This is a genomic window from Microcoleus sp. PH2017_12_PCY_D_A (assembly GCF_020738565.1).
GTDB lineage: Bacteria > Cyanobacteriota > Cyanobacteriia > Cyanobacteriales > Microcoleaceae > Microcoleus.
Genome location: NZ_JAEQCI010000185.1, coordinates 1 through 8,054 on the forward strand (window position 1 = coordinate 1; position 8,054 = coordinate 8,054).

The 8,054-nt window shown below is 45.9% G+C and carries 12 protein-coding genes and 1 tRNA gene; 5 read left to right on the forward strand and 8 right to left on the reverse strand.

The features are described 5' to 3' along the window. Positions 1-106 precede the first annotated feature (106 nt). Positions 107-391 (forward strand): DUF4058 family protein, encoded by a 285-nt coding sequence (locus JGK39_RS31585; protein ID WP_293298764.1) that lies wholly within the window; start codon positions 107-109, stop codon positions 389-391. 98 nt (positions 392-489) lie between these two features. Here the strand turns inward: JGK39_RS31585 and rlmD are convergent, their stop codons facing one another. Together rlmD and JGK39_RS31595 are read right to left on the reverse strand one after the other, a co-directional pair. Continuing rightward, complete coding sequence (gene rlmD / locus JGK39_RS31590) at positions 490-1,911, reverse strand: 23S rRNA (uracil(1939)-C(5))-methyltransferase RlmD (protein ID WP_293298753.1); 1,422 nt, start codon at positions 1,909-1,911, stop codon at positions 490-492. A gap of 156 nt (positions 1,912-2,067) precedes the next feature. Further along, positions 2,068-2,211: a hypothetical protein gene (locus tag JGK39_RS31595; RefSeq protein ID WP_293256332.1), complete on the reverse strand. Its 144-nt coding sequence runs from the start codon at positions 2,209-2,211 to the stop codon at positions 2,068-2,070. A 168-nt stretch (positions 2,212-2,379) separates the two neighbouring features. On the opposite strand from JGK39_RS31595, the gene apcD reads away from it, so the two are divergent. After that, complete coding sequence (gene apcD / locus JGK39_RS31600) at positions 2,380-2,865, forward strand: allophycocyanin subunit alpha-B (protein WP_190746013.1); 486 nt, start codon at positions 2,380-2,382, stop codon at positions 2,863-2,865. Positions 2,866-3,197: 332 nt separating this feature from the next. Here the strand turns inward: apcD and JGK39_RS31605 are convergent, their stop codons facing one another. Next, positions 3,198-3,578 (reverse strand): hypothetical protein, encoded by a 381-nt coding sequence (locus tag JGK39_RS31605; protein WP_293256319.1) that lies wholly within the window; start codon positions 3,576-3,578, stop codon positions 3,198-3,200. 174 nt (positions 3,579-3,752) lie between these two features. Between JGK39_RS31605 and JGK39_RS31610 the strand changes: the two genes are divergently transcribed. Further along, complete coding sequence (locus JGK39_RS31610; RefSeq protein WP_293256316.1) at positions 3,753-4,169, forward strand: helix-turn-helix transcriptional regulator; 417 nt, start codon at positions 3,753-3,755, stop codon at positions 4,167-4,169. Between the two features lie 18 nt (positions 4,170-4,187). On the opposite strand, the gene JGK39_RS31615 is transcribed toward JGK39_RS31610, so the two are convergent. The 4 genes from JGK39_RS31615 to JGK39_RS31630 form a co-directional block, all read right to left on the reverse strand. Further along, a complete protein-coding gene (locus tag JGK39_RS31615; RefSeq protein WP_293298756.1) occupies positions 4,188-4,322 on the reverse strand; it encodes a hypothetical protein in 135 nt (44 codons plus the stop codon). Between the two features lie 35 nt (positions 4,323-4,357). Further along, positions 4,358-4,960: a nucleotidyltransferase domain-containing protein gene (locus tag JGK39_RS31620; protein WP_366049513.1), complete on the reverse strand. Its 603-nt coding sequence runs from the start codon at positions 4,958-4,960 to the stop codon at positions 4,358-4,360. A gap of 234 nt (positions 4,961-5,194) precedes the next feature. Continuing rightward, entirely contained in the window at positions 5,195-6,022 is an 828-nt protein-coding gene (gene mazG / locus JGK39_RS31625; RefSeq protein WP_293256309.1) for a nucleoside triphosphate pyrophosphohydrolase, read from the reverse strand. Positions 6,023-6,242: 220 nt separating this feature from the next. Then, positions 6,243-6,833 (reverse strand): metal-binding protein, encoded by a 591-nt coding sequence (locus tag JGK39_RS31630; protein ID WP_293256307.1) that lies wholly within the window; start codon positions 6,831-6,833, stop codon positions 6,243-6,245. Between the two features lie 71 nt (positions 6,834-6,904). On the opposite strand from JGK39_RS31630, the gene JGK39_RS31635 reads away from it, so the two are divergent. Then, a tRNA-Val gene (locus tag JGK39_RS31635) sits at positions 6,905-6,976 on the forward strand. Positions 6,977-7,479: 503 nt separating this feature from the next. Here JGK39_RS31635 and JGK39_RS31640 read toward each other — a convergent pair. Continuing rightward, the gene (locus tag JGK39_RS31640; RefSeq protein WP_293298758.1) at positions 7,480-7,698 is read right to left on the reverse strand and encodes a hypothetical protein; all 219 of its coding nucleotides are present in this window, start codon (positions 7,696-7,698) and stop codon (positions 7,480-7,482) included. A 70-nt stretch (positions 7,699-7,768) separates the two neighbouring features. On the opposite strand from JGK39_RS31640, the gene JGK39_RS31645 reads away from it, so the two are divergent. After that, positions 7,769-8,054 (forward strand): hypothetical protein (locus JGK39_RS31645; RefSeq protein ID WP_293298761.1); only part of this gene is annotated, 286 nt, incomplete at its 3' end.

The window sequence follows — 8,054 nt, forward strand, 5'->3', positions numbered from 1 at the left end:
AGGTTTGTAAAATGGTTGAACCAAAATTGGGACGTATTCTCCGCTTATAAAGCGAGTTTAGGCTTGGTTTGGGCTTAAAATTTGTTTAAGTCCCGTTAACAATTCTATTCACAGCGATTATCGCGTTTTAGTCAGTCGCAGCAATCGCCGTCCCCTTGCCGAACTTTATGCTTTTAATCTGGGCGATTCTCTACCTGTATTTCTACTTCCCTTGCGCGAGGAAGATGTAGAACCTATTGTTAACTTACCAGAATTGTTTGCAGGTGTTTACGATCGCGCGGGCTATGATTATCGAATTGATTACAATCGAGATCCGATACCGTCCCTGTCAGAACAAAATCTGGTTTGGGCAAAGGAACTTTTACAAGCGACTGGACTGCGAGATAATTAATTCTATTTTACCTTATCGAGCGACGTAAAAGATTACATCCTCTTAGTCTGCGAAGGCAGACTTCGTTTGACTCTTCCGCGATTTCAAGATCCGAATCATCAAGCATCTAGCTTCACCAAAAACGCCACACACTCCACATGAGAAGTCTGAGGAAAGAAATCCGCCGGCTGCACCCGCGCTAACCTATAATCCCCATTTTCGCACAAAATCTTCAAGTCGCGAGCCAAAGTCGCCGGCTTGCAGCTAACATAAACAATCCGATTCGGTTTGATTTCCTTGATTGTTTCCAACACCGCGCGATCGCACCCTTTCCTCGGCGGATCTAGCAGCACAATATCCGGTGTCAATCCCAGGGAAGGCAGCAAACTCTCGACAGTTCCAATCTGAAAATCGACATTTTTTAAGTCATTTAACTCAGCATTTAATCGGGCTTGCTCGATCGCCGCAGGTTGCACTTCTAAACCGATCGCTATTTTAACTTGCTTGGCCAGGGGTAAAGTAAAAGTCCCAATTCCGCAGTAAGCGTCAACCAAAACCTCGCTTCCGTGCAAATTCAACTCCCCGACAATCACCTGCAACAAAGCTTCAGCAGCCTCTGTATTTACCTGGAAGAAAGTATCTGCCCTTAGCTGAAAGTTCAATCCAGCAAATTTTTCTCGGAGATAATACTGACCAGCAATGCAGCGAGTTTCCGCACCAAAAATCACATTAGTTTGAGCTGAATTCACATTCAAACAAACACCTACAAGTTGAGGATATTGTTTCAGCCACTCAGCGGCTTGTGCTTCAATTCCCGGCAACTCTCCCGTGCGAACTATTAAAGTTAGCAGCATTTCCCCGGTGCGCCGTCCGATTCGCAAGGATAAATGGCGCAATTCTCCTGTATGTTTCTTTTCGTCGTAGACTGGCCAATCTCTCCAGTGGATGTCTTCTTTGACTTCTTTTAACAAAGGATTGAGGCGCGGATCTTGCACCGGACACTGATTTAGATTGACTAATTTGTGGGTGCTTTTTTGATAGTAACCTGCTTGGACTTGATTGGTCGCAGAAATTGCCACCGGATAAGTCGCTTTGTTGCGGTATCCCAAAAATTGCGGGAATCCTTCGATTTTTCCCGTTAAGATTTCATCGACTCGCACATCGTTAAATCCGCCAATTCTTTCTAAGGCTTGAATAATTTGATTTTGCTTGGCTGCAAGTTGATATTCATAGTCTACGTGCTGCCACTGACAGCCACCGCACTTGTCGGCGACAATGCAGTTGGCTCGGATGCGGTGTTCGGATGCTGAAAGAAGTGTGTCCAGCTTACCTGTAGCATAGCTGGATTTGACTTGCACGAGGCGCGCGAGGATGCGATCGCCCGTTACGGTATCGGGCACAAACACCACGAGCTCGCCGAAGCGGCCAACTCCGTCGCCGGTGTCTGTCAAGTCGGTAATCTCTATCTCAATGAGTTGACCTTGCTGACAAGGGTTGGTCACTTTCGTCGAGTTTCGGGTGGGGAATTTAGATTTGGTCACAAGTAGTCGTGGTAGGATTTAATATGGTCATGCAATATCGCTCTGTCTTTTTTGAGATCGGGCGTAGCGAAGCGAGGCGCAAGCCATCGCACTCAAGCTCAAGTGCAGGCTGTATTCCTGCTTCCGAACCCCTTTCTGCTACAGCCAAAGCTTGCATTAGGGAACATTGCTCCCGATCGAGCCTGTGCGATATGCTATTGGGGCGAAGCCGTCCAAACTCGTGAAACAGTCTAAATGTCTGCCGACATCCAAACTCTTGCATCGCAGTTTTTTAATTTTTCCCAGAATACCTTGGGACACAAGGAAACTGGCTTAGTCACTAAGCATAACGCTTGCGGAAGTTGACCGCCTGCTTCTAAGATTGATTAATGTTAGCAGCAAGGTAAGTCGCCCCGGCAAAAATCTCATCTTTAACAGATGGGAATGTCAATGAATCTTTTCCTCAAATATCCTCAAATTTGAATAACAATGAGCGTAGTTAGCCAATTAATTCTGCAAGCCGACGACGAACTTCGTTATCCCAGTACCGGCGAGCTCCAAAGTATCAAGGATTTCTTTAAAACCGGAGAACAGCGGGTGCGTATTGCTACTGCGCTGTCTGACAGTGAGAAAAAAATTGTTGAAGAAGCTAGCAAAAAACTCTGGAAAAAACGACCCGATTTTATCTCCCCTGGAGGCAATGCTTACGGCCAGCGCGAACGGGCTTTGTGTCTGCGCGACTACGGCTGGTACTTGCGCCTGATTACCTACGGTATCTTGGCCGGTGACAAGGAGCCGATCGAAAGCATCGGTTTGATTGGCGTTCGGGAAATGTACAATTCTCTTGGCGTTCCTGTTCCTGGCATGGTGGAAGCTATCCGCTGTTTGAAGGAAGCTTCTTTGGCTTTGCTCAATCAGGATGATGCTAAGGAAGCTGCTCCTTATTTTGATTATATCGCTCAAGCAATGTCTTAATTGAAGAGGCGATCGCTTTTGTGGATGTGGCGGAGCATTCGCGGGTGATTTTTGGGGTGATTTTATCTCGCAATTGCTCGCAAATGTTTCGCTTCTGTTCGAGAGAAGGAAGTTCGGCAACGGATTCTTTAACGGATTTAACGGATAGAAGGAAGTTCGGCAACGGATTCTTTAACGGATTTAACGGATAGAAGGAAGTTCGGCAACGGATTCTCTAACGGATTTAACGGATAGAAGGAAGTTCGGCAATATAAAAACTCATGTTTGGGTCATTAAAAGCTTCCTCACTGTTGGGTGCGGTTGCGATAGTTAGGAAATCTGCCTAATTTCTCCTAGGAAGCAATGCAGCTTGAGCTTTCCCAGATTTCTAAAATGTCTTGTCTTTCAACGCACATTTGAACTAAAAAGTCAAGGGTTTTTGGGAGATATTGTTTTTTGAATTTCCGGGTGTCGTACTGAATGGATGTTTTGAGCTGCGTGAGTTCTCTGAGGGTGGGGCAGGTTTGGATGTGGTGGGCGATCGCATTTTGCCATTCTTCCAACTTGCGGTACGAGATAAATTGTCCGCCTTTGTGATGGTGTACGAACACTACGTAAGCCCAGGATTCGACTCGCTTAATCAGATTTTGACTGATTTTGAGGAATTGGGCGATCGATCGGGCGGTGATACGGAGCTTTTTCGAGGGGCAGATGCGGCGAAATAGTGCTGTCATGGCTGTATACTCAGGGCTTGAGAGGCAAGTTCTGTTTAGACTCAATTACATATTACTCTAGATCAGATTCTTATCTCACTTGTGCAACAAAATTTAATTTAAACTCAGATGTTGCTCGTACAACCCTCAATCATTGATGCTGTGCTAGTTTGAGAGTTAATCTAGGTGGAAAAAATGTCAGCACTCTCTAACAACGCTGTGGTAGATAACCGGCAGGAATTGCGTCCCGTTCGCTTCACTGAGACGGGGCGGATGCGTTTGGGTAAGATGTTAAAGGCTGCAAGACAGACAAAAGGTTGGTCTGTTAGCGAAACACAGTTCAAAACAAGGGGGTACGAAGAGGCGCTGTTCATCGCGACAAATCAACCCGTACCCAAAGATGTCGGTATCAGTGCCGCCACAGTCAACCGTTACGAACGCGGGAAGTTGGATAATCTAGACTGGCGCTCATTATCTCTATTGTGCTTTGTCCTCAAGCCGATCGATCCTGTAACAAATCAACCCCTCGAACCGACAAACGCTCTATATATCGCCTGCGAACATCCGCCGTACAACGATGCAAAGCTCTACGAGGAGATTACCGACTCTTAGTCGCGAGTTCAACAAAGTTTACTCTTGGGCCTGACTTTCCAGCCACTCATTAAAAACCGTCACCGCGGCGCGCACCCTCACCAACAATGGCTGCATATTCCGCGCCAACTCTAACACGCGATCGGCTTGCAGATCGACCTTATATCTGTGCACCACTAAATGACGAAATTTTCGGTAATCATCAAGTTCTAACAATATGGAACCCTGCCAAGTCGCGGAGGACGGTTTTTGCCACCCGCCTCCGCGACTTGGCGCAACAACTCCTGATGCCAATTCTCGCCGCGAGGCATACCCCCATCCAAGACAACAGCCACTCGCTCGCTAATTCTTTCAAATCCTGCATACAAATCACTGACGTAACTAGCCAAACTAGGAGTTAGAACTATTTCTGGTAGAGTCTCAGCTTGTGCCAAGATTGTTTCCACAACCGCCCAAGTTTGGTCGATTCTAATCATCTCATCTTCAATGCGAGTTTTGAGAGCTAAATACATATTATCTGGCATGGGTTTTTCTTTCAGAATCCGACAGCGCAACTGAGGTGAAGCATCTTCCAACTGTACCAAATCTACTTTCAGCCAACCCGGACACAAAGATTCTAATTCGCCGTAAGCCTTCCACCATTGAGCGTTTGAAATACCTACAACGGCAAAATCTAGATCCGAGGCCCAGTGCCAAGGACTATCGCCGGCCAAGGAACCAAATAAAATGACTTCTTTTGCTGCGTAATTTTCCTTCAGCAGTTGGATACATTCTTTCGCTACAGATAGAGCGATTTCTTTGCGAACTTCCAGTGATTATGGCTCAATTGTTTCACAAACTCTTTGGTAATTCATATACAAATTGTACGCGATGGTTTTTCGGAAGCTCCAACCGACAAACGCCTTTTACCATATCTCTTGCAAAAGGCTCAAATTATCTGGAAATTATCTGCGTTTATCCGTGTTAATCTGCCTTAAATCTGCGGTTCCTGCATCAATGAATAATTTATGCAAGAAGTCTGTAACCGGAGCAGTTATATGACTAAATTACGGTGCGCCTTTTTGCTTCGCCAGTAAAGCTTTAGCTTGCTGCCACAAAGCGTCTAACTCTTCTGGCGGATAATCCGACAAAGGCCGATCGCACGCAGCCTCAACTCTAGCAAACCGCTCCACGAAGCGATCGTTCGTCCCCTGCAAAGCAGCCGACGCATCTAAATCGTACCAGCGAGCCAATTGCACCAACACAAACATAATATCTCCCAATTCCGACTGCTGCGCCGCCTTATCCTCGTGTTTGAGAGCGCGTTCAAATTCCGCCATTTCCTCGTGAAACTTATCCCAAACGCCGTCTACACTGTCCCAATCAAAACTCACCTCCGCAGCTTTTTGAGAGATTTTTGCAGCGGCGGTAATTGGCGGCAAAGTGCTGGCGTAACGGCTCATTTTCGAGGCTAAAGTTGGGGGCTTTTCAGAAGTTATGCCTTTTTCTGCCGCTTTGATTTTTTCCCAGTTTTCGTTAACTTCATCCACGCTGTTAATTTCCGCATCCCCGAAGACGTGGGGATGCCGCCGGATCAGTTTTTCGGTAATCCCCGCCGCGATTTCGGCCATGGTAAATTGTTCTGATTCGCTGGCAATTTGTGCTTGCAAAATTACTTGTAACAGCAAGTCGCCCAATTCTTCAACGATCGCACTTTTGTCTCCTTTGCGAATCGCGTCGGCGGTTTCATAGGCTTCTTCGATGATGTGAGGAATCAGAGTTTGGGGAGTTTGGGCTAAATCCCAAGGACATCCGCCGTCGGGCGATCGCAATGAGGCCACAACTTCCATCAGGTTTTCCAGTGCACCGAGCGATCGACTGTGGGAATTAGACATTAAAATTCACCTTAATTAGAAGGAAGAAGGAAGAAGGAACAAGGAAGAAGGAAGAAGGAACAAGGAAGAAGGAAGAAGGAACAAGGAAGAAGGAAGAAGGAACAAGGAACAAGGAACAAGGAACAAGGAACAAGGAACAAGGAACAAGGAACAAGGAACACATAGACAGCCTGCTCGATCGCGAGCGATCTTTTACATTTTATTAGGTGGATTTACTTATTCACCTATTAGATTTGCTAGACGTGCGGCGGGGAGCTTTGCTTTTCGGCCTCTTAATTGTCTTAGGAGGGTGCAACCCGCTCAATCCTTTCTTTTTGAACTGTTTGTAAGCCGAGCCGCCCCAATCGCTGAGATAGTGGCTCATCGCGCCCAATTCCAGACCGATGTAGATGGCTATAAATTCGATATAGTGTTCCAGGAGCGATCGACCGCAACCCAAAACCGCATCCTGCCAATTTCCGGCTAAGTTGCCAATTTTTTCGGCGATTGTCAATCCCAAGACTCCTATAACGGCGATCCAGATAGCAAGGTACAAGATTCGCAAAGCAGTGCCGATCAGAGGCCCGTGGGACAAAAAAGAGCGGTGGCGCAGGCTTTTTTGATAGGGAAGCCAAATAAATTTGAACCATCCCCAGCGCTGATACTGACAGGAGTAGATATCTAAATCCGGGCCAAACATCAGTCCGCCGACTAGGAAGCTGCCGGAAACGAGCAAAGTCAGGTTGCTGCTTTGAGTATGGCCAAAGGTGACGCCTGCCACCAGGGGCAAACACCATAGGGTTATTCGATCGTGGGTGCGGCCAGAGGGCATTAAAAGTTTATGATTTTTTTAGTTGATCTTTCTGGGATACTGTGATATGATAAATCCCTGTAAGCGCAATCGGGCGATTAGCTCAGTGGTAGAGCGCCTGCTTTACACGCAGGATGCCGTAGGTTCAAATCCTACATCGCCCATAACTTTCTAAGCCTTATGGCTAAGTCATTTAGGATTTTCACTCAATCCCTGTTTGACGTTTTCCACTCATATTCCACTCATCTCGTTTTTCAGTCTAACCAAAAAAAAAGAAGCATAACCGCCCCTAATGTTAAAATTTATGTCTTTTCATCTAGCAATATTCTAGAGCTTGGTAACCGTCTACAAGTTGTCTACATACTGTCTACAATAAAAACCCGCCGGGCTAGGGCGGGTTAGGTGTAGAGAGTAGGGAGCTAAAGTAGGGGCTTACTTGCTAGTACCCGTAGAACCAGGTACACCCGCAATGCTTCAGTGGCAAGGAATAGTCTAGGCATCGCATTTTCCAGTATCGCCGTCCGTCAGCGCCAACCATGCTTAGCCCCCCCCTGAGTTCCCACATCCGCCGGAACGAGGCTCTACCCTGTTCAATCATCTCGCCCGTGGTATAGGTGCGAGTCCAGAATAGAGGGGGGGGATAGTAACTCCAGTAAAATTACAATTTTTATTTTGGTAAGCGAAGTCCGCTATTAGTTGCTATCCAATTCTCAATCGAGTCTAGTCGTTTTTCGACAAAGGTCAACTGATTTGTCATTTTTTCGCGTTCTAAGGCTGCTTTGCGCTCTGCTTTGATAATCTGCATGATTAGCCCGTACAAGGGCATTAAAGCGGCAAAAAATAAGGCTATTTGCGCTAACTCGATTTTAATAATCAGATTGTTCATACTTAAAACTACAACTTTAATTACATACGTATTATAATCAAAATTAAATATTTAATTTTTGACAAAAATTATGGCAACTCGAAAGCAGCCTGCGCCGAAACCAGAAAATTTAAAACTTACCAATGAAGAGCCTTCCTTGCTCTTTGCAATTCAAGAATTAATTCGTTCTGGCGGTGTCAATTTTGACGAATGGTTTGACGAATGGAAAGCGCTCAAACAAGGGCGTAATACAGGATTAACCAATAAGCAAATTAAATTAGAACCTATTAAGCCTAAATTTTATGACATTACGCCACAAGATTCTAAATCAGGATGCAAAACAATTTGGTATATGCGAGATGGAGAGGAAGCAACAG